At 43.0% G+C, this 20,888-nt stretch carries 19 protein-coding genes and 1 tRNA gene; 9 read left to right on the top strand and 11 right to left on the bottom strand.

Going from position 1 to position 20,888, the window contains the following annotated elements; translation table 11 throughout:
* The first annotated feature begins 66 nt into the window (after positions 1-66).
* From DD657_RS02110 to DD657_RS02085, 6 genes are all read left to right on the top strand, one after another.
* Complete coding sequence (locus DD657_RS02110) at positions 67-1,602, top strand: sensor histidine kinase (protein ID WP_021989415.1); 1,536 nt, start codon at positions 67-69, stop codon at positions 1,600-1,602.
* A 41-nt stretch (positions 1,603-1,643) separates the two neighbouring features.
* Positions 1,644-2,333: a response regulator transcription factor RprY gene (gene rprY, locus DD657_RS02105; RefSeq protein ID WP_021989414.1), complete on the top strand. Its 690-nt coding sequence runs from the start codon at positions 1,644-1,646 to the stop codon at positions 2,331-2,333.
* Between the two features lie 143 nt (positions 2,334-2,476).
* Complete coding sequence (gene rpiB / locus DD657_RS02100) at positions 2,477-2,923, top strand: ribose 5-phosphate isomerase B (protein WP_021989413.1); 447 nt, start codon at positions 2,477-2,479, stop codon at positions 2,921-2,923.
* Between the two features lie 105 nt (positions 2,924-3,028).
* Positions 3,029-4,381 carry a TlpA family protein disulfide reductase gene (locus DD657_RS02095; RefSeq protein ID WP_287048296.1) on the top strand — a complete coding sequence of 451 codons (1,353 nt, stop codon included), beginning with the start codon at positions 3,029-3,031 and terminating at the stop codon, positions 4,379-4,381.
* Positions 4,382-4,523: 142 nt separating this feature from the next.
* The gene (locus tag DD657_RS02090; RefSeq protein ID WP_287048294.1) at positions 4,524-5,525 is read left to right on the top strand and encodes a prenyltransferase; all 1,002 of its coding nucleotides are present in this window, start codon (positions 4,524-4,526) and stop codon (positions 5,523-5,525) included.
* A 15-nt stretch (positions 5,526-5,540) separates the two neighbouring features.
* Positions 5,541-6,437, top strand: coding sequence for a radical SAM protein (locus tag DD657_RS02085; RefSeq protein WP_021989410.1), 897 nt, complete (start codon positions 5,541-5,543; stop codon positions 6,435-6,437).
* On the opposite strand, the gene DD657_RS02080 is transcribed toward DD657_RS02085, so the two are convergent.
* The 4 genes from DD657_RS02080 to DD657_RS02065 are packed head-to-tail and all read right to left on the bottom strand — an operon-like array spanning position 6,423 to position 10,690.
* Positions 6,423-7,346 carry an ATP-binding cassette domain-containing protein gene (locus tag DD657_RS02080; RefSeq protein ID WP_287048292.1) on the bottom strand — a complete coding sequence of 308 codons (924 nt, stop codon included), beginning with the start codon at positions 7,344-7,346 and terminating at the stop codon, positions 6,423-6,425. The two genes, DD657_RS02085 and DD657_RS02080, sit on opposite strands and share 15 nt — an antisense overlap.
* A gap of 36 nt (positions 7,347-7,382) precedes the next feature.
* Complete coding sequence (mutL, locus tag DD657_RS02075) at positions 7,383-9,242, bottom strand: DNA mismatch repair endonuclease MutL (protein WP_287048290.1); 1,860 nt, start codon at positions 9,240-9,242, stop codon at positions 7,383-7,385.
* A gap of 43 nt (positions 9,243-9,285) precedes the next feature.
* Entirely contained in the window at positions 9,286-9,606 is a 321-nt protein-coding gene (locus DD657_RS02070) for a hypothetical protein (RefSeq protein ID WP_287048288.1), read from the bottom strand.
* Positions 9,590-10,690: a lysylphosphatidylglycerol synthase transmembrane domain-containing protein gene (locus DD657_RS02065; RefSeq protein WP_021989406.1), complete on the bottom strand. Its 1,101-nt coding sequence runs from the start codon at positions 10,688-10,690 to the stop codon at positions 9,590-9,592. Before DD657_RS02065 ends, DD657_RS02070 begins: the two co-directional genes overlap by 17 nt.
* Positions 10,691-10,973: 283 nt before the next feature.
* Here DD657_RS02065 and DD657_RS02060 point away from each other — a divergent pair, with 283 nt between their 5' ends.
* The 3 genes from DD657_RS02060 (at position 10,974) to DD657_RS02050 (ending at position 13,027) form a co-directional block, all read left to right on the top strand.
* The gene (locus DD657_RS02060; protein ID WP_287048287.1) at positions 10,974-11,660 is read left to right on the top strand and encodes a hypothetical protein; all 687 of its coding nucleotides are present in this window, start codon (positions 10,974-10,976) and stop codon (positions 11,658-11,660) included.
* Positions 11,661-12,041: 381 nt separating this feature from the next.
* Positions 12,042-12,560 (top strand): Panacea domain-containing protein, encoded by a 519-nt coding sequence (locus DD657_RS02055; protein ID WP_147379495.1) that lies wholly within the window; start codon positions 12,042-12,044, stop codon positions 12,558-12,560.
* Between the two features lie 2 nt (positions 12,561-12,562).
* A complete protein-coding gene (locus DD657_RS02050; protein WP_287048284.1) occupies positions 12,563-13,027 on the top strand; it encodes a hypothetical protein in 465 nt (154 codons plus the stop codon).
* A gap of 121 nt (positions 13,028-13,148) precedes the next feature.
* Here the strand turns inward: DD657_RS02050 and DD657_RS02045 are convergent.
* From DD657_RS02045 to aspS, 7 genes are all read right to left on the bottom strand, one after another.
* Positions 13,149-13,225: transfer RNA gene (locus DD657_RS02045), tRNA-Ala, on the bottom strand.
* Positions 13,226-13,307: 82 nt separating this feature from the next.
* The gene (locus DD657_RS02040) at positions 13,308-14,375 is read right to left on the bottom strand and encodes an endonuclease/exonuclease/phosphatase family protein (RefSeq protein WP_021989405.1); all 1,068 of its coding nucleotides are present in this window, start codon (positions 14,373-14,375) and stop codon (positions 13,308-13,310) included.
* A gap of 18 nt (positions 14,376-14,393) precedes the next feature.
* Positions 14,394-15,311, bottom strand: a complete 918-nt coding sequence (locus DD657_RS02035) for a rhomboid family protein (RefSeq protein WP_021989404.1) — start codon at positions 15,309-15,311, stop codon at positions 14,394-14,396.
* 78 nt (positions 15,312-15,389) lie between these two features.
* A complete protein-coding gene (locus tag DD657_RS02030) occupies positions 15,390-16,208 on the bottom strand; it encodes a rhomboid family intramembrane serine protease (RefSeq protein ID WP_021989403.1) in 819 nt (272 codons plus the stop codon).
* Positions 16,209-16,220: 12 nt separating this feature from the next.
* Positions 16,221-17,771, bottom strand: a complete 1,551-nt coding sequence (locus DD657_RS02025) for a PSP1 domain-containing protein (RefSeq protein WP_021989402.1) — start codon at positions 17,769-17,771, stop codon at positions 16,221-16,223.
* Between the two features lie 37 nt (positions 17,772-17,808).
* Positions 17,809-18,927 carry a DNA polymerase III subunit gene (locus DD657_RS02020; protein ID WP_287048280.1) on the bottom strand — a complete coding sequence of 373 codons (1,119 nt, stop codon included), beginning with the start codon at positions 18,925-18,927 and terminating at the stop codon, positions 17,809-17,811.
* 61 nt (positions 18,928-18,988) lie between these two features.
* Positions 18,989-20,734 (bottom strand): aspartate--tRNA ligase, encoded by a 1,746-nt coding sequence (gene aspS, locus DD657_RS02015; protein WP_021989400.1) that lies wholly within the window; start codon positions 20,732-20,734, stop codon positions 18,989-18,991.
* Between the last annotated feature and the right edge of the window lie 154 nt (positions 20,735-20,888).

The raw sequence follows: 20,888 nt of genomic DNA, 5'->3' as shown, positions 1-20,888 counted from the left end.
GGGTATGAAAATGACATGTGGATTTGTTCAACAGGTGTGGATTGAAATTAAAAAATTAAGGTGGGTATGAAAAAAAAGCAGATTATTGTTTTAGGGGTGGTGCTCGGATTGGCATTGGTAGGGTTGATTATTATGCAGGCCCGGTATTTTCAAACGGCTTTTAAGTTAAAGAAAGCGCAGTTCGATTATGCCGTGAACCGTTCTTTGGATGAGGTGGTTGCTTGTATTGAAGAAAGAGACAATTTGAATGAGATTAAAAAGGGGACGGAAAAGTTGCAGGAAACAGAGGTTGGGAATAAATCCGTTTATGTGGACGGAGAACACGAAGAGCCATTGAAAGACCAGGTGGATATGGTGGTCAGTCCTGCTTTGAATCTGCTGGACAATGAGAATGAAAACGACAACGAAAATGAATTCCTGAAACAGAAGAATTCAGGATTAATTACTTCTTTGCAAAAATACAGGCAGGTTGTAAAAGATCGTTTGGGTACGGATTACGTATTGGTATTGAAGAAAAAGTGGACGGAGCCCGAGCGTTCGGTAGAAGAACGGATAAAAGGGCTTAACCTGCAAAGTATGCTTCGGGAACGCTTGAAGAATAACGGCATAAAATCGCAGTTTGAGTTTGCCGTGAAAGAAGGCGATCATTTTATCGTTATGTCGCAGCATTTTTTCAACCGGCATTCGGATTACGTATTTAACAAGCAGATGTTTTTCGGCGGTAATAAGAGCCAGGCAAGTTTATATCTTATTTTTCCGGAACATTTACAGGATGTGATGTCTTCTGTTTTTCTGCTGTTACCGAGTTTGATCATTACCTTGTTGCTGGTGTTGTGTTTTATTTTTTGTATCGCCGTTATCATCCGGCAGAAAAAGTTGTCGGCCATAAAGAATGATTTTATCAATAACATGACTCATGAGTTTAAAACTCCCATCGCAACGATATCTTTAGCTGCGCAAATGATGAAGGACGGGGCGGTGCAACAAACACCGGAGTCTATCGATCATATTGCCGGTATCATCCGGGATGAGAGTAAGCGTCTGACGTATCAGGTTGAAAAAGTGTTACAAACGGCCTTGTTTACGGAAACGCGGATGAAACTGAAGTTGAAAAACGTAAATTTGAATGAAGTTATTGAAAATTTATTAATGAAATTCAGTTTGCGTGTGGAGGATAAGGGAGGACAGTTATTCGGACATCTGGATGCCGATAGGGATGAGGTGGTGGCTGACGATGTGCATATTACCAATGTGTTTTCGAATTTGCTGGACAATGCAATCAAGTATTGTGCCAAGACGCCGGAGATCAGTGTATATACCCGGAATAAGGGCGATGAAATTATTATCAGCGTGATAGATAATGGCATAGGAATTGCAGCGAAGGAACAGAAGCTTATTTTCGAGCGGTTTTATCGGGTATCTACCGGTAATTTGCATGATGTAAAAGGTTTCGGATTAGGATTGTCTTATGTGAAAAAGATTGTGGACGCACACGGAGGACGGATTGAAGTCGAGAGTGCATTGGATAAAGGAAGTCGCTTTGACATTATTTTGCCCTTGACGTCGAAAAAACAAAAAGTAAAGAGAACTTTATTTTTTTAAAAGCGTATATTTTTCAAGAAATTATTTAAAACTACATAGCTATGGATGAGAAAATTAAAATTTTATTAGCCGAAGATGATACAAACCTGGGAATGCTGTTGAAAGAATATTTGAGAGCAAAGGGGTTTGACACAATTTTGTGTGAGGACGGCGATGCCGCTTACGATGCTTTTTTGAATCAGCCTTTTGATTTATGCATATTCGATGTGATGATGCCGAAACGTGACGGTTTCACATTGGCAAAAGATGTCAGACAAATTAACAGCGAAATTCCGATTATTTTCCTGACGGCTAAGAATATGAAGGAAGATGTATTGGAAGGTTTCAAAATCGGTGCCGATGATTATATGAGTAAACCGTTCAGCATGGAAGAATTGCTGCTGAGGATCGAGGCTGTATTGCGTCGTTCTACAGGTTTGAAACCGGAAGATGAGCAAGAAATATTCAAGATCGGTAAATTGACATTCAATTCTAAAAAACAGACTTTGTTTGATGGGGAAGAAGAACAAAAACTGACGACGAAAGAGTCGGAATTGCTGAAGCTTTTGTGTCAGAATGTCAATAAAGTACTGGAAAGAAATTATGCATTGAAAAACATCTGGGCTGACGACAACTATTTCAACGCCAGAAGTATGGATGTGTATATCACTAAACTGCGTAAGCATTTGAAAAAAGATCCTTCTGTGGAAATTATCAATGTACACGGTAAGGGGTATAAGTTGATACTTTGATGCAATAAATTTTTTGGACGGGTATTTGTAAGAATACCCGTTTTTTTTGCATTCGTAAAAGATAATCCTTTAACTTTGCAATACCGGGCATGATAAAATGTGAAATTGTCCGGGGATATTAAATATTATAATATTTTATCAGTATGAAAATTGCGATAGCTTCTGATCACGCGGGTTTTGAATATAAAGAGAGACTCGTGGAATATCTTCGGGGAAATGGTTATGAGGTGAAGGATTTCGGTACATATTCTCCGGAAAGTATGGATTATCCGGATACTGTTCATCCTTTGTCCGTAGCTATAGAAAAAGGAGAGTACGATAAAGGCATTGTACTTTGTGGAAGTGGTAACGGAGTTTCGATGACAGCCAATAAGCACCAGGGAATCCGTTGTGCTTTATGCTGGAATGTTGAGATTGCCTGGTTGGCGCGGTTACACAATGATGCAAATGTATGCGGTTTGCCGGCTCGTTTTATCGCTTATGAAGAAGCCCGGGAAGTTGTGGACCGTTTTCTGACGACGGAATTCGAAGGAGGGCGGCATCAACGGAGGGTAGAGAAAATACCTTTGAAAGGTTGTGAATGTAAGTAAATCCAAGGGGAACGCCTTTGAATGATTCATATTCTGAAAACAGAAAAGAGAGGATACGCCTGTTTCCTCTCTTTCTTGTTTGTCTGTAAAATAAAGACCGATCGGATGAACAGAAGGTTTTGTTATATTGTTAAGTGGTGTTGTATTTCTTTATTCGGAGGAATACTGATGGGAGCGTGTGGAGAGACGAGGAATACGGTAATAAATTTTCAATTGGACGGAATTACCGAAGGAATGCATCCTGTTTTGACGGTGGGAGGGGAGTCATTTGAACTGATACCCGATTCGTTGGGTTTTGTTTCTTTTTATCCGGAAGGTCTGGATAAGCCGCAGGACGGAATGCTGGAATGCGGAAAATACCGTTTGTTGTTGTATGTTCAACCGAAAAAAAGTTTTGATGTTTATGTTAATTTGACTCCTTCTGCTTTAGGTGCAGAATTTACAGGAGACGGTGCTTTGGAAAACGAGGTACTGAACGGAGATATTTTTTCTACGGCTATTAAAACCGATTACCGGCAGGATGAAAAAGTTTTTATTGCGGAGCGGGAAGCGGAGTTGAAAGAAGGAATACGTATTCTTGATTCGCTGGCATTGCCTCCGGACTTTGTATCTTTTGCAAAGGAAAAGCTGAAGTATACCGTTTTTGCTTCTCTGGGAACTTATCCCGGGCAACATGCAGAAGGGTATGAGCCTTCCGGTTTTTACAAAGATTATGTGAGAAATCTGATAACGGAAGATGAAAAGTGGTTGGATTTTACGATCTACCGGGAAGCATTGTCGGGGTGGATAGAGGTACAGGGAATTTCAGCCGGAGCGGATACATTTGAGCGTTTGAAGCGGGCATTGCAATTTGTAGATACGGCGTTGCATCATCCGGCCGTTACAGAGTTTGTTGTCGATCGTATGATTACGGGCTACGTTGAAAAAGCCGGTATCGATAGTTTAAACCGGCTTATGCCGTTTTATAATAAGCGTGTAAAAGATGAGGCTTTGCGGTCAGGTTTCAGGCATTTGTGTGCGATGTGGGAAAGAATACAGCCGGGAAAAGCAGCGCCCGCGATGTATGCGGGCAGTCGGGATTCTGTGAGAATACAGCCGGATGCTCTGACGGGGAAATATACTTATCTTTTGTTTTGGAAAACGGATTGTGATTTTTCTGCAAGGGAACTGGCTTACTTGAAAGAATTAAGTGTCCGTTTTAAAACTAAAAATATACAATTTGTCGCTGTATCTTGTGATACAGACCGGGGACAGTGGGAATCCTGGCTGGCGGAAGAACAGCCGGCAGGGATACAATGGTATCTTGAGAATTCTCCTTTTATATTGGATTACTACCGGGCTCAAAGACTGCCGTATGCCGTTCTTCTGGACCCACAGGGTAAAATTGTGCGGGTGGGAATGCCTTTGCCTTCCGGAAGCCGGTTGATGGGAATTTTGCCGCAATTAACAGCGGAATAGATATACGAATTTTGACTGACGACATTTAATTATTCTATATTCAACAGGTAGGGCGGACATTCATCCGTGGGGTGTGAAACTTCGGCCGGATAATGTATTTTCTGACTGTTGTAAAATAACGATAAACAGTTATAATGAACTTATGAAAAAAAGAAATATTATACTTTTTTGGTGTCGCAATGCACGTTGGAATTCTTTGCCGCAGAGTATGCTGCCGGCAATATTGGCGGTATGTATGGCATTGGGCCAGGAGGGATTTGCCTGGACATACGCTATTCTGGCTGTATTCGGGTGTGCTGTCGGGCATTTGGGAATGAATTTGTTCGACGATTATTTCGATTACCGGAAGAAGGGAAGTGAGTTCCGGGATAAACTGGCCGGAGAGGGGATCCGCTCCAGGATTGCCAAATGCTCTTATATCACTTCCGGGGCTGTAACCATGCGGCAGTTGCTGTATGCCTGCCTGGTTTTCGGAGGAGTTGCATTTGTCATCGGAGGGATCATTTTTTTAAAAAGAGGGGAAACGATATTATATATCGCCTTGATTACAGCTTTGTTGGGAGTTTCTTATTCCGGTGATCCTGTCCGGTTGAGTTACCGGGGATTCGGCGAATTGCAAGTCGGTTTTATGTTCGGGCCTTTGTTGATGACCGGGGTTTATTATGCCGCTTGCGGACACCTGGATGCTTCTGTATGGTTTATTTCAATTCCTGTGGGTATGTTGGTCGCTAATATCCTGTATACGCATTCTATTATGGATTTCGAGCCGGATAAAAAGGTGGGAAAGATGACACTGGCGGTATTACTCAATAATAGACAGGCGATGCTTGTGGTTTTGGGACTCATGTTGTTTGTTCCTTTCGGGATCGTTGTATATGGTGTGTGGGCCGGTTATCTTGTTCCGCTGTATTATATCGTATTGTTGACTTTACCGATGGCAGGAGGTTTGTTTTATCTGATGGTTGAGTATATCCGTTATCCGAAAAAGACATTTCAACCGGCATTTTGGATGGGACCGATGACGGATTGGCAACGTATCGAAGGTGCAGGTATCGGGTGGTTTATGATTCGTTGGTACCTGGCACGTAATTTGCTTTCTTTCTTTTGTTTGATTATTATTGTGATTGGTTTGATTCGGTTGTGATTAAAATTTAGCGGTATGGGGCGATTATTATATCTTTTTTCCTGGTTTTTTAAGGCAAAGTTTTTCGGGAGAAAGCAGCCTTTACAAACGGTTCTTTTTATTTCTGAAAAGTGTAATCTGGCGTGTCGGCATTGTAATATATACCGCAAAGAAAACCCGAAGATCAAAACCTATGAGCAGATTCGTGAAGAATTGGAATATGCCTATGGTTTGGGTTCCCGCTTTGTCGATTTTGAAGGTGGAGAGCCTATGCTTTGGGAAGATGGAGAAAAGAATATCAATGACCTGATACGTCTGGCGAAGCAAATCGGCTTTTTTTCAACGACTGTAACGACGAATGCGCAATTGCCTTTCAAGGGATGTGAAGCGGATTCGATCTGGGTGAGTCTGGACGGGTTGGGGAAGTATCATGATGAAATACGGGGAAAAGGCACGTTTGAGCGTCTGGTAAAAAATATTGCGGAATGCGGACATTCTGCCGTAAGCGTGAATATGGTCGTCAACCGGCTGAATCATCCTTCCGTTGTGGAAACGATCGAATTTGTCAGGGATAATCCGCATATAAAATCGATTTCTTTTAATTTTCATACTCCTTTTCCGGGAACGGAGGAACTTTTTGTCAATTGGGGAGTCCGTGGGGAAGTGGTTAATGAGCTTATCCGGATGAAAAAAGCCGGTTATCCGATTATGAATTCTGTTTCCGGATTGCGCTTGATGGCGCACAATAAATTCAGGAAACAATGTTGGGTGACTAATTTTATTTTGCCCGACGGTACCCGTCTTGCGGAGTGTACCGGAAAAACAGCCGGCGTTTGTGACCGGTGCGGATTCTGTATGGCCGGAGAAATGCGGAGTGTTTTCGATTTTAAAATCGATACGATCAGAGCAGGAATGAATTTACGTGTGAAGTGAGTTGTTTTTTCCGGTTAATTCTTTGAAGACATTTTCCAGGTTGGATTCTTCTCTTAGTTCGATGATCGGACAATGGTGGCCGGCGGCGGCTTCAAATAAAGCAATGCGGGGATCGTGCCCGGGGAGTGAAAGCAAACGAAATGAATCATTTCCGTCCCGTTTTATTTGGGAAATCCCTTTTATTTCTGATAGCCAGTCAGTCGGGTTACCGGGTGCGAAGCTGACTTTTAACACCATACCCCCGGAGCCGGTATGATGAAATACACTTTTCGGCTTATCGGCGATAAGGTTGCCTTTATCGATGACCAGAATGCGGTCGCAAATGGCTTCTACCTCCTGCATAATGTGAGTGGAAAGCAAAACGGTTTTGTTTTTTCCGATCCGGATGATCAAATCCCGTATTTCTTCCAGTTGATTGGGGTCGAGTCCTGTCATCGGCTCGTCGAGAATCAATAAATCCGGCTCGTGGATAAGTGCCTGGGCCAAACCGGTCCGTTGCCGGTAGCCTTTCGAGAGTTGCCCTATTTTTTTGTTTTTCTCCGGAAGCAGTCCTGTCATTTCCATAATTTCGTTTACCCGTTGCATGGCGTTGGGGGTATGATACAGGCGGGTAACGTGCAATAGGTATTCGGTGATATACATATCCGGGTAGAGCGGATTATGCTCCGGTAAATAACCGGTGGCCGCTTTCACTTCCAGCGGATATTGCCGGAGGTTTTTTCCATTGACGATAATGTCTCCCTCGTACTCGTCCAGATAACCGGTAATGATTTTCATCAGGGTTGATTTTCCGGCTCCGTTAGGTCCCAGAAAGCCGCATATTTCACCGCTATTGAGCGTGAAGCTGATGTTGTTGAGGGCTTTTTGCCTGCCGTAATATTTAGAGACATTATTTATCGAGACTGCCATGTTGTGTGTTTTGAGTTCTGACGCCTTTTCGTTGCTCTATTTGAACCAGGTATTTACGTCTTCGGAATTGAGGATGTATATGATCGTCTTTCCATCGGGGGTATAATTGTGATGCTGACAGGCGAACAGGTTGTCCAGCATATCGCTCATCTCTTCCCGGCTTAGTGTTGTATTGTATGGGATGGCTGCCGCTTTCGCTAAAGACAGGGCAACGTGCTCTTTCATTTTTTGCTTGATGTCCCCTTCGGTATTTTTATAATGTTCGATCAGTTGCATAAGGATATCCCGGGCATGCGAACAGGATAAATCGGAAGGAGTGGCATATATGGCATAACAGTTTTTCCCGAATTCTCCTAATTCGAAGCCCAAATACTCCAGATCTTCCTTGATGTCCCGGATAAGTTCGAAATCGTCGGCGCAGAGTTCGAGTGTTTCCGGAAAGAGGTTTTTCTGTCCCGCTGTTTTCTGGGATGCCAGAGTATGGGTATATTGTTCGAAAAGGATACGTTCGTGTGCTCTTTTCTGATCGATAAACATCAGGCCGGAGTGTACCGGAGTGACAATATAACGTCCTTTCATCTGTACGAATGAGGAAGGAACGGAAGATTTTTTTTCGGGTTCGGACAGGCCGGCAATGGTTGTCTGTTGAGCTTCTTCTTTATGTTGTAGACCTTCGAATAAGGATTCCCAATTCGCCGGAACTTTATCCTTGGAAAATGCAGGTGTGTTGCCGGCACTCTTCTTTTCGAAATCCGATTCCTCGATGCTGATTCCGGATTTGTAATTGAAAGGATTGTATCCCGATTTGTAATTTACCTTCGGTACGTAAGGAGTTGTTGAAGAAACAGGTGCTTGCGGAGTGTAATCAATGGCTCCTTCCGTGTCGAAATCCAAAGGAGGAGTGATGTTGAATTTTCCCAATGCTTCTTTGACTCCGGCCATCAGTATCTGGAAGAAATCCGTTTCATTCTGAAACTTGATTTCTGTTTTGGTCGGATGTATATTGACATCGATAGATGCCGGGTCGACTGTGAAATAGAGGAAATAGGACGGTATCGTTTCTGCACCGATCAGACCCGAATAAGCTTCCATAACCGCTTTGTGGAAGAAGTTGTGCTTCATAAAACGGTTGTTTACGAAAAAATACTGTTCTCCGTAAGTTTTTTTGGAGTGTTCCGGGCTGCAAATGAACCCCTGAATGGAAACCAGACTGGTTTTACATTCGATGCTCAGTAATTTGCTATTGATGTTTTTCCCGAACACATTGACTATCCGCTGGCGCATACCGGACACCGGCAGGTTGTAGATTTCGTTGCCGTTGTTTTCGAGGGTAAAGCTGATACTGGGATTGGTGAGTGCTACCCGTAGGAATTCATTGATGATATTCCGTAGCTCCGTCGTATCCGATTTCAGAAATTTTCTGCGGGCAGGAATGTTGAAAAAGAGATTTTTAACACAAATATTGGTCCCTTTCGGGGTGTTGATGGCTTCCTGTTGTTTCAATTCAGAACCGGATATAGACAGGAAGGTGCCGAGTTCATCTTCTGCCCGTCGGGTTTTTACTTCAACGTCGGCGACGGAAGCAATGGACGGTAATGCTTCTCCCCGAAATCCCAGGGTATGAATGTTGAATAAATCCTGAGCACAGGATATCTTAGAGGTGGCATGTCTTTCAAAAGCCATCCGGGCATCTGTCGGAGACATGCCCTTACCGTTATCGATGGTCTGTATGAGAGCCTTACCTACATTTTTCAATACGATCCGGACCTGATCGGCACCGGCATCAATGGCGTTCTCCATCAGTTCCTTTACGACGGAGGCCGGACGTTGTACAACTTCTCCGGCTGCAATCTGGTTGGCAACCGAATCCGGTAAAAGTTGAATAATATCAGGCATATAATAATTTGATACTAACTGTTATAAATTGAATAGCGATGGTTTACATGCCGAGAAATTTCAACACACCTTCGGAGTAACGCATCATAATAAAAAGTGCTGCTAAAAAGATAATGATGAGCACCATAAAGAGGCGGACAGCATATTGGCCGTTGTGACCTTTTCGCTGGGCTTTCCGTTGTTTATACAATTCGGTAAAATGTCCCTTTATGTTCGGGATATAAGCATCTTTGTCGTCTTCCCGGATGCCCAGTTCGGCTTTGATTCGCTTTTCCCGTTCTTCCCGTTCTTCTTTTTCCGGATCCCAATAGCGGGGTTTCAGATCAAATTTCCGGGAATCTTTTCTTTCAAACATGCGTGCCATGGTGTTCTGATTTTAAAGTTTTGGATTTTCCTTGTCCGAAATGTTTTGCAATCCATCGGGGAACAATAAAAGCGCCGATGAACAGATAGGGGTAGTAACTGATCAGCCGCCATAATATGGCCATTGCTACAGCTACTCCGGCACTGGGCAGGAATTCGCCCAGGTATTTGGAAAATACATATTCTGCAAATCCGCTGCCACCGGGAGTAGGGCTTATCAGCATCATAATCCACATGACCAGTTGACGGGCAAAGATCAGAAAATGTTGGGCCCAGTCGTAACGTCCTGCCCAGAAAGCCATCAGGATCGCGTTTACTACCCAATACCGGGCTGTCCACGAGAAAAACGTTGCTCCGAATGTTTTCAGCCAGAACGAGAAGGGCATTTGTTTTAATTCTTTGGAGTTCCGGATAATGTCGTAGCCGGCTTCGTTGGCATTTTGCCTCCATTTTCGCAATATCCGCCATTTGAAACATTTCATGATGAGATATTTCAATCCCCGGGGATTTTTAAATAGTCCGTAGCTGAGAATAATCAGGTAAGCCAGCTTGATGGAATAACCTCCGATGGCGAACCAGAATAAACTGTCGGCAACGGCTTTGCTGGCGTCCGGTATATTCCACAAAAGGGTGTGGTTGACAAACAATAAAATCAGCGGGAACATGATGATGAAATACAATTCGTCGAGAAAGGAAGTGGCCATGACAATGGCAGAACTCCGTCCCACTTTTATCCCTTCTTTATTGACAAACAATATAGCGATGCTGGTGCCTCCGATGGCGGAAGGCGTGACCGCTGAAGTAAATTCCCATAAAAAGACAATCCGTAACGATTGTACCCAGGAAAGCCGTTTGCCGGCGAGAACATGCAGCCGGATGACATAGCCGATGTCCCGGACGGCCATACACAGTATCGCTACCAATAGCCAGGCTGCCGATGTCCACGTAAAATGAATCTGGTCGAACGCTTTAGGATCGAATTCCTTGTAAAGCATGTATGACACCACAGCCAGACCGATGAGTATCGGATAAATAATCTTATACGGACTGATTTTTTTGGTCAGTATCTGCTGTTCCCCTTCCATAGGCTTTAATTTCCGTTGAGATGGCTAAGTTAGCAAAAAAAAGAAAACGGACAAAGCTGAAACCTTGTCCGTTTCGGAGGAAATGGATATCGTATATGGAATATATCCGGGCAAAAATGTTATATATAATTGTGACGTTTTCAGGTTTGTAAAATCGGAGATGGAAAAGTGGGCTTTTTTGCAGGAATATGGCTTTTGTTTGTAAAAGTAAAGAATGATTTTGTATATAATTTGTATATAACTTGATCCTGTTTTAAATTGCAGTAGCAAAAAAGGATAAATTATGGAAAGTGAATATGTAAAATCAAATGCGTTATGCCGTTCTGTAACTAAAAGACAACCGACAGGGCAGGGATTGAATATCGCTGATAACTGTCCGTATAAGGTTTCACAGGCTAAATTAATCAGAGTTGTTCAACGGGCGGCAACTCTTAACGGAGGGCAGCAGATTCCGCAGGCGATAAAAACTTTTCGGGAAGATGCAATGGTGGAGGTAGGTGGAACACGTGACGGAGATGGTACAATATATGTAGGAGGTGCGCCTGGCCAAGGATTTGGAATGAATGCCGGTTTTATTAATGGAGAGGTTACTATATTTAATAATTTTCGGGGGACACATACTGAACCTAAGTTAATAAGTAAAAAATATACTGGAGATTATGGGGATTGGACAGCAGCCAATGCTGCTGCCGATGGAAGAAACGTTAATTCAGATGGTGTTACTTCTGCGGATCCTTTTGATTTATTTACAGAAAGAGCTCCCTGCTCAAGTCCTGAACATAATTGTCGGGGCCATTTGCTTCATCAAAGGTATAAAACTAATGATGTCGTGAATAGTCATTTTGTTTCTGGAGTTGGAGTTGAAACGGTTGCTTCTGCTTATATTCCTCAAGCGGAACATAAATTTCCTGCTTATGCATTTATTGTACGTCCTGATGTACCTTATCATTTACAAGGAACGAAGAAGTAGGATCAGAAGTATCATCTTCTTCTGCCAGAACTCCGTCTTCTGTAAAAAAGGACCCAAAACAACCGACTCTTTTCGACTATTGGGCTAGAAAAGGAACAGTATGAGGAGAAAGACAAGGAGAGGTAAGAAGTTGAATATGAATTTTACGGAGAATTTCAAATCGATATAGGATCCTTGAAGTTTAACTATTTAAAAACTTAGGGGTTATTTCGGATTTTTTTGTGATACGTTAAGGCAATTGAAAGTTTTGTTGAAGATTCATGATGTAGATAGTGTGTTATATATGAGCGGATTATTCGTATTGCTGTAATAATTCATTTGGTATATGGAATTTTTGTAGTATATTTGTATTACAAACAGTTACAGTTAAAACTCATCACAATGTCCGGCTTCCCTTTTAATGAACGTAAAGCTCTTGCTGCAGTGCTTTTTGTACTTAAAGAGATGGGAGGTAAGGTTGATAAACACAAGCTTGCCAAGATACTTTATTATGCAGATGAGAAGCATCTGTTAAGATATGCCCGTCCTGTCACAGGCGATCGTTATGTTGCCATGCCGTATGGACCTGTACCTTCAAGAATTTATGACGGAGTGAAACAAACTGTCGGTCTTCCTCTTTTTCAGGAAGCTTTGAATTTGGATGGAAACGCTGTTATTTCAGATCAGTTTCCTGATATGAAACTGCTGTCCAAGACAGATGTTGAATGTTTGTCTGAATCTATTCAGGAAAATAAAGATTTGCAATTTTGGGATTTAGTAAATAAATCTCATAAAGAGGCTTATAATAAAGCGTGCGGAGGCACGATATCAGTTCTTGATATGGCAAAGGAAGCCGGTGCATCTGATGAGATGATCGAGTACATTAATGAATTGATGTCTGACTATCAAGCAATTTGTTAATCATGGCTAAATTGAATGAATTACTTTCTGCAAATAGTAGCCAGATAGATATAACTTCATTTTCTGTTACACCCGGTGACGTTTTTAAGGTATTTGATAATCGAACAATCCCTCCTAAAGTAAAATATCATATTGTCGTAGGTGTTAGTGAAGAACGGGTTTTATTGGGAACCGTGAGAATTAATAGTACTATGAATGCGAATGTTTATCGGGATCAGGCTTCTCAATATCGGTGTATTAAAATAAAAGCCGATAAATATGATTTTTTAGATCATGATTCTACAATTGATTGCAATCATCTTATTTCACATGATTTGAATGACATTAAAACTTATATTGTTTCTCATCAAGACGTCATATTGGGAGATATTACTCCGGATGATCTTGAGGATATTAAGTTGCGGATGTTGGATGCACCGACGATAACAGAAGAGGATAAGGAAATATTTGGAATTTTTCCTAATTGACGGGTAGATAGATGAAAACAAAATGATTTTTTGGTCAGTATCTGCTGTTTCCCTTCCATAGGCTTTAATTTCCGTTGTTAGCCAAAAAAAGAAAACAGACAAAGCTGAAACCTTGTCCGTTTGGTGGAGAATATCGGAATCGAACCGACGACCTCTTGCATGCCATGCAAGCGCTCTAGCCAACTGAGCTAATTCCCCGATATGAAAACCATATTGCCTTCTTGCGTTTGCAAATGTATATATTTTTCAGGAAAAACCAAAACGAAAAGAGTCGTTCCGATTATTTTTTGGGTGTATGTTTTTTCAGCTTGCAACTGATGGGATAGTGATCGGATAGGGTTACGGCCTCCCGGCTGTAGCTGAGGGCCTGATAATCGGGAGAGTGTAATATATAATCAATCCGGAAGGACGGAAATTCTCCGATGTATGTGTTGCCTAGGCCGCGTCCTTTTTCAAGGAAGCTGTCGGATAGTCCTTTGGAAATCGTCCTGTAGCTGTAAGAGAGCGGGGTGTCATTAAAGTCTCCGCAGACGATGAGTGGGTAGGGGGATTTTTGAATTTCCGATTTGATGAGTAAAGCTTGTGTAGCCCGGTTTTTGTTGGCTTTTGTAATGCGCGATACCAGATTTTTAACACCTCCTGAAATATCGTGTCCCTCTCCCTGTGTGATGTCTTTGACGAATTTTCTTTCTTTTGTGCCCAGTTTATAGGATTCCAGATGAATGTTGTAAATCCGTACGGTATCTTGTTCCTTTACAATATCGCAATATATACAGGAACTGGTATATTCCTGACTGAAAGGTATTTCCCGGCAGTTAATGATGGGGTAACGGGAGAATACGGCCATGTTTTTTTGTATATACCGATAGGGGTAGGAAGATAATTGCCGGACCGGTCCCGAAACTTTGGAGGAACGATTCTGAAACGGAAATTCTTGCAGGCATACGACATCTCCCTTGTAGCCGTTTAGGTATTTGATCAGCTTTTCTTTCGTTTTATCGTCTTTGTTCCAGCCGTAGCGGTCGAAATAACGTATGTTGTAGGATAAAACCGCTATGTCGTGAGCCGTTTCGTCCGTGTGATTGTTGTTGGTACCGTAATAGCTGGTGAAAAACGGAATGCCGAGTGCCAATACACAGACGTGGATAAGAGCGGTTTTTTTCCAACGGGCAATCCAATATAGCAACAATAACAGGTTAGACAGTAACAGGTAGGGATAAGCTAGTCCTAACAGGGACGGAATGACAAAAGTGTTGGGATCGATATAGCGGGCCGTATAGGACCCGAGTAGTCCTACGATGGCAATAAGGCTGCCGATAAAAACGATTTTGTCCAAAAGCTTACTCATCCCGATATTTAAAATCTTTTATTTTCCCGAACGGAACAGTATTTCTTTTTCTTCCCGGGTCAGACTTTCATAACCGGACCGGGAGATTTTATCTAAAATGTGGTCGATGCGGGCATCTCTGTTTTTTTTGTACTCATTGTATTCCCGGTCGTTCATTTCGGATACGTTTTTTTTGTATTTGAGGTGTACCTTTTTTCTGCGGGTGAATAATTGTGTTACTTTTTCCGGTAAAGAACTCAATGCTTTAACCGGGTTGCAATGGTGTTTTACGCCGATGATAAAAAGATAGCCGAAGAGGGCACCTCCGAGGTGGGCGATATGTCCTCCCGGGTTGGAAGAAGGAATGCTTAAGATGTCAATCGCTGCGGTAAAAAGTGCCAGATAAATCAGCTTTACCGGTCCTATCAGAAAGATGTATATCCGGTGTTGCGGCAGATAAAAACAGACTGCAAATACAATAGCCATGACGGAAGCCGAGGCTCCTATTGCCCAGGAATGAGCGCTGTCGAATCCCGGGAAGATGTTATAAGCCAGCATATATAACAGGGCTCCCGATATACCTCCGAACAGGTATACCCCTGTCAGTTCTTTCTGCGAAAAATGATTCAGGAAGAAACTGCCGAACCAATATAGCCATAACATATTGAATAACAGATGCAGAAAGCCGAAATGGGTGAACATGTAAGTAAATAAAGTCCACGGCCGGAAAAGCAGATATTCCGGATCGGCAGAAATCCCTAAGTTTTCCAACAGGAAGTTATCCAGTATATTCCCCTTGCCGCCCAGGATGCTTACCACACCCAATATCTTTATGATTAAAAAGATGCCGATATTGATGTATATCAACCGGGTCAACGAAGAACCCCGTTTGAAAGAAGTCCGTATCCCCTTTCCTAACCCTTCTGAAAAATTTCCGCCGTAAGCTCTGTAAAACATGTAATTTTTATCTTGGATTTGGATTTAAGATTGTAATAGCGATGACCTGCTGATACATCCTGAATCTGAAACCGTCTGCTAATAGAATTTTTTCCGGTTTTTCCCCCAATATTTAATCAGGATAAAGCCGAATAGCATACCGCCCAAATGGGCAAAGTGGGCTACGTTGTCTCCGGCACTGTTTTGTATGCCGAGGAAAAATTCCAATAGACCGTAACCGATCACAAAGTATTTGGCCTTGATCGGAATCGGAATGAACATCAGGAAAAGCTCGGTATTCGGGAAAAGCATGCCGAAAGCCAGTAATATTCCGAATATGGCACCGGAGGCCCCGATGGTCGGGATGTTGACGGTTTCCGTAATTACTCTGCGGAAAAGGTCTTCTCCGGCCTGAATGTATTGAGGAACATTGGGATTGTTCGACCAATTGTCGATAAGTTCCCATACCCAGCCTGCCGGATGGGAGATGTGTGCCCGTATGAATTCGGCCAGTATTTCCGGTTGAGGTGTATTTTGAAAAGCTTGAAATTGCTCATACATTTTATCGTATTCCCACCAGCCGACAGCGCTGTTTAAGGCGGCAGCCCCCAATCCGGTAACAAAATAATACACCAGAAAACGTTGGGTACCCCATATACTTTCCAGTACCCGTCCGAACATGAATAAGGCAAACATATTGAAGAACAGGTGACTGATACTCCCGTGCATAAACATGTGGGTGATGTATTGGTAGGGTGCCCAATATTCGGATTGCGGTAAATGCAAACCGAGTGTGTTGGAAAGATTTGAACCGGTCTTTTTGTCGATTATCTCTGTCATGAAATACATGATGACATTGATGATAATGATGATTTTGACGGCCGGTGTAATGGACGGATATGGACGGTAGTTATTCATAACTCATCTGCTTTATTCGTTTTTCTGTCTTTGATTGGTTTGGTTCGTCGGTTTTTCGCCTCTGTCTTCCGGTCTGCGGTTTCTTCTGGGGTTATTACGCGGATTTTCTCCGGAAGGGTTTGTTTTGTTTTCCGGCCGGCTATTATTTTCCGGCCGATTGTTATTTTGCGGCCGGTTGTTTCCCGGGTTGGCATTGTTGTTCTTGTTCGGATTATTGTTTCTGTTTTTCGGACGACGTCTTTTTTGTTTTTTGTCGTCGAAACGGTTCAGGCTCTCTTCTCCGACACCGTCTGTATATTTGATTGCGGCTTCTTCTTCCTCGGTGGCATCGTTTGCCTTCGGAGGTACGATTCCTTTGCGGTTTAAGGCTATAATTTCTTTGATACGTTTAACCGGCAATTTAATCAAAGCTCCTCTTCCTTCTTTGTCGAAACTGTAATACATAACTTGTCCGAAGATGTCGGTTTTCTGGTGATAAAGAAGGCCCTCTCCGGTATTCAGGGTAATATTGGCCGATGGAAAATCTTTTTGAGCATCGACATAGGCGTCTACTTCGTAGTTGAGGCAGCATTTCAGTTTACCGCACTGTCCTGCCAGTTTTTGAGGATTCAGGGAAATGTCCTGATAGCGTGCTGCCGAAGTAGACACGGATACAAAATTCGTAATGTAAGTTGAACAGCACAGTTGTAAGCCACACGGTCCGATACCTCCGATGCGCCCTGCTTCCTGCCGGGCTCCGATCTGCTTCATTTCAATCCGGATGTGGAAGGTTTCGGCCAGTATTTTGATCAATGTCCGGAAATCGACACGGTCGTCTGCAATGTAATAGAAAATAGCTTTGGTTTTGTCGCCCTGGTATTCGACGTCCCCGATTTTCATATTCAGTTTCAGGTCGGCAGCGATCTTTCTGGAACGAATCATGGTTTCATGCTCCAAAGCAATGGCTTGCTGCCATTTCTCTATGTCGTGAGGTTTAGCTTTACGGTATATTTTTTTCAACGGATTTCTGACCAAATCCACTTTTTTCATGCGGAGTTGTTCTTTGACCAGTTCTCCGGTCAGTGATATGATACCGATATCGTGACCGAGGGCAGCTTCAACGGCGACAATGTCTCCTTCCTGGAGGTTCAATCTGGACGGATTACTGTAAAATCCCTTCCGGGTATTTTTAAATCGTACTTCTACAATTTCTGAAGGGCAACTGTTGTCCGGGACATCGCTGAGCCAGTTGTACACGGATAATTTTCCGGCCAACAGACGGTGGTCGATAACCGGCCGGACTTCCTTGCGTTCCCGGCGTAAAAGTAGTTCGGGCTCCACGGTTGATTCGGCTTCTTCCTGCTTTTCCCATTTTACCTGGGGCATTTCCGTATCTTCCTCGGCAGACAGAGGAGTGGTGTCTGAATTTTCAGTACTATTTACCGTTTCCGGCTGGATTTCTTCAACAGCTATAATCTCTTCTGTTTCCTGTATAATGATTTCCTCCTTTTCCGTGTCGTTTGAAGGTGAGGCATTTTCCGGGAGTTCCAGTTGATCGTCGTATAATATATTGTCTTTGTTCATAAATGTCAATCTTTTAACTTTATTGGTTGTTCCTTAATTAAGGTCTTATATTTTGCATCACCTTAATACATAAATCGGTGAAGATAATTTTGGCATTGCCGTTCCGGCTGATGTCATGATATGCTTTTTCGAATTCCTCCGATAAAGGGATGATGTTCCCTTCGTGAACGTAAGGAGAAAATTTTATGGAAAATTGTTTTTCTCTTTCGGTCATGTAATTCAAGACATGTAAACCAAAATTTTTCATAAAATTTTCGCGCAGCATTCGCAAAGAGTGAGTGAGAAAATTTTTTTGGCGTTCCCGTCCGATTCCGGCTATTTCGCTTACCCATTCGTTTACCGGTAACATTTTCCTTTCCCAACAAAGCCGCATCAGGCTGATAAATTTTTCCTGGTTGTAGATTTGCTCTTCCGATTCGTTTAATAGCCGCAAAGCTTTATACCAGTTTCCGGCAGCCACATGGGCATATTCTTCCGCTTTCTCTTCATTTATACCTTTTTCAGTCATTAAGTGTTGCTTTATCACACTTTTTTCTAACGGCGGAATGGTAATTCGTTGGGTACGGGATTGAATTGTAGTGATAATTTGTTCCGGGTGTTCGGATACCATCAGGAACAATGTTTTATCATACGGTTCTTCTATAATTTTTAATAATTTATTGGAACATTCCGGATTCATTTTCTCCGGCAGCCAGATAATCATGATTTTATAATCGGACTCAAAGGCTTTGAGGTTTAATTTACGCAGAATGTTCGCACTTTCCTCGGTATAGATGGCAGATTGGGCATTGTCTTCCACGTGCATGGCAGCCTGCCAATCTTCGAGGTTGAAATACGGACTTTGCAGGAGCAGGCTTCTCCATTCATTGATATATTCGTCGCTTACGGGCAGCTTGGTTTTCCGTACGACCGGAAAAACGAAATGTAAGTCCGGATGGATCAGTTTTTGCATCTGCTTACATGAGGGACAAACTCCGCAGGCATCTTCTTTTTTATCGCCTGTACAGAACACATATTGGGCGAAGGCGAGTGCCAAAGCAAGCGAGCCGCAGCCGGTTGAACCGGCAAATAATTGGGCATGGCTGATACGTCCCGTTTGCAGGGAGGTAATCAGCCTTTGCTTGATGTCTTCGTGTCCGATAATGTCCTTGAACAAGTTAATTCAATTTTAAATATTTATGACCGGGCGGAGCTTTGTCTGAAAGTTTGTGTCTTTATCAAAGCTTGAGTTCAATACCCAATTCTTTAAATTGCTCGTCACTGATTTCTGACGGAGAATCGATCATGACATCCCGGCCTGAATTGTTTTTCGGGAATGCGATGGTATCCCGGATACTGTCCAAACCGGCAAAAATCGATACCAGCCGGTCGAAGCCGAAAGCGATACCTCCGTGGGGCGGTGCACCGTATTTGAATGCGTTGAGCAAAAATCCGAATTGTTTTTGAGCTTGTTCCGGCGTGAATCCCAGACATTTGAACATGCGGGATTGCAATTCTGTATTGTGGATACGGATGGAGCCGCCTCCAACTTCCACACCGTTGATAACCATGTCATAAGCATTTGCCCGTACCGCTCCGGGGTTACTTTCCATCATATCCACATCTTCCGGATGGGGAGAAGTGAAAGGATGGTGCATGGCATAGAAACGCTGCGTTTCCTCGTCCCATTCCAGCAAGGGGAAATCTACGACCCACAATGGTTTGAATACGTTTTTGTCCCGAAGGCCAAGCCGCTCTCCCATTTCCAGACGTAATTCGGACAGTTGCGGTAACGTTTTATTTTTCGGACCGCAAAGGAGCAGGAGCAAATCACCGGGTTTTGCCTGGCAGATTTCCGCCCAGTTTTTCAAATCTTCCGGCGTGTAGAATTTGTCGACGGAGGATTTTAAGCTGCCGTCTTCATTGTAGCGGACATACACCAATCCTTTGGCTCCGATTTGCGGACGTTTTACAAATTCCGTCAGTTCGTCTAATTGTTTCCGGGTATATACAGCGCAACCCGGTACGCAGATTGCTCCTACATATTCAGCATCGTTGAATACCGCGAAATCCCGGTTGCGGGCGTTATCGGTCAGATTGACGAACTTCATGCCGAAACGGATGTCCGGTTTGTCACATCCATAGTATTCCATGGCATCGTGCCAGGTCATACGCGGTAGCTCCGGAATATCGACACCTTTCAATTCTTTGAATAGGTGTCGCATCATACCTTCAAAAATATTCAATACATCGTCTCTTTCTACAAATGACATTTCACAGTCGATTTGAGTAAATTCAGGTTGACGGTCGGCCCGTAAGTCTTCATCCCGGAAACATTTTACAATCTGATAGTAACGGTCGAAACCCGCTACCATAAGTAATTGCTTGAATGTTTGGGGACTTTGCGGCAGGGCGTAGAACTGTCCCTGATTCATGCGGGAAGGAACGACAAAGTCCCGGGCTCCTTCCGGAGTACTCTTGATCAATACCGGAGTTTCCACTTCCATAAAATGTTCGTTGTCCAGGTAATTGCGTACCAAATGAGCCATCTGGTGGCGTAACTCCAGATTCTTCCGAACAATCGACCGGCGTAAATCCAGGTAGCGGTATTTCATTCGTAATTCGTCGCCGCCGTCGCTATTGTCCTCGATGGTGAAAGGCGGGATTTCCGAATGGCTCAATATATCGAGTGTATCGATCCATATTTCAATGTCTCCGGTCGGGATCTTGGCATTTTTGCTGGCACGTTCAACGACCTTTCCATTTACCTGAATAACGAATTCACGTCCCAGGCGGGCTGCCTTGTCTTTTATTTCTGCCGTAGCTGATTCTTCCACAACTAATTGCGTAATTCCGTATCTGTCGCGCAGATCGATGAAACTCATTGCACCGAGATTACGGATTTTTTGTACCCAGCCGCTCAGGCATACTTTCTCATTGACATTTTCGAGCCGAAGCTGACCGCAGGTATGTGTTCTATACATGATGATTGCTTAATTTTGTAAATTATTTTTCGGGTAGAGCCTAATCTACCTATTTTAACAACTTGCGAAAATACGAACAATAATGCAAAATAGAAAATCAGGGGTTGAAAATGTTCGGTTGGTAAAGTAAATTGATTCTATTTTTTGAATTTCC

It is taken from the genome of Culturomica sp., from assembly GCF_003524185.1.
Lineage (GTDB): Bacteria > Bacteroidota > Bacteroidia > Bacteroidales > Marinifilaceae > Culturomica > Culturomica massiliensis.
Note: the sequence above shows the minus strand (reverse complement) of the source record. Positions and strands in the feature narration are given on the sequence as shown.